General features: G+C 63.9%; 1 protein-coding gene. It reads left to right on the top strand.

Features of this window, described 5'->3' with window-relative positions; translation table 11 throughout:
• Window positions 1-876: branched-chain amino acid ABC transporter permease (locus AB3X94_RS41710; protein ID WP_368614459.1), on the top strand; the 876-nt coding region annotated here is incomplete at its 5' end.
• Window positions 877-961: the final 85 nt, after the last annotated feature.

Below are 961 nucleotides of genomic sequence, written 5' to 3'. Positions count from 1 at the left end.
ACGATGGTTTACGGCATTCTGGGCATCATCAACTTCGCTCACGGCGATGTGTTGATGGTGGGCGCGATGGTTGCGCTCTCCGCCATAGGTGTGCTGCAGAACCACTTCCCCGGCCTCGGCAACGTGCTGACGCTGGTCATCGCGCTGCTCATCGCGGCGGCGGTCTGCGCGGTGGTCGGCTACACGATCGAACGCGTGGCCTACCGGCCGTTGCGCCGCGCACCGCGTCTCGCGCCGCTGATCACCGCGATCGGTGTGTCGATTCTGCTGCAGACGCTCGCGATGATGATCTGGTCGCGCAATCCGCTGCCGTTCCCGCAGCTGTTGCCCACTGACCCGATCAACGTGATCAAGGCCACCGACACGACGCCCGGCGCCGTGATCTCGATGACCGAAATCGTGATCATCGTGGTGGCGTTCATCGTGATGGGCGGCCTGCTGCTGCTCGTGCATAAGACCAGGCTCGGCCGCGCGATGCGCGCGATCGCCGAGAATCCGAACGTCGCGAGCCTGATGGGTGTGAGCCCGAACTTCGTGATTTCGGCGACCTTCATGATCGGCTCGGCGCTCGCGGCGCTCGCCGGCGTGATGATCGCGTCCGAATACGGCAACGCGCACTTCTACATGGGCTTCATCCCTGGCCTGAAGGCCTTCACCGCGGCGGTGCTCGGCGGTATCGGCAATCTCGGCGGCGCGATGGTCGGCGGCGTGCTGCTTGGCCTGATCGAGCAGTTGGGCGCCGGCTATATCGGTAACCTCACGGGCGGCGTGTTCGGTAGCAACTACCAGGACGTGTTCGCGTTCATCGTGCTGATCGTCGTGCTCGTGTTCCGTCCGTCGGGTCTGCTCGGCGAACGTGTCGCGGATCGCGCCTGATCCCGGGCCACAAGGAGTCAACAATCATGACCTCAATTCAACCGATCGAGCCGTCCACAACGCTCATCCCCGAAAAGAACCGCAC

It is taken from the genome of Paraburkholderia sp. BR10923 (genome assembly GCF_040948765.1).
Classification (GTDB): domain Bacteria; phylum Pseudomonadota; class Gammaproteobacteria; order Burkholderiales; family Burkholderiaceae; genus Paraburkholderia; species Paraburkholderia youngii.
This window is presented reverse-complemented; position numbering and strand designations above follow the sequence as displayed.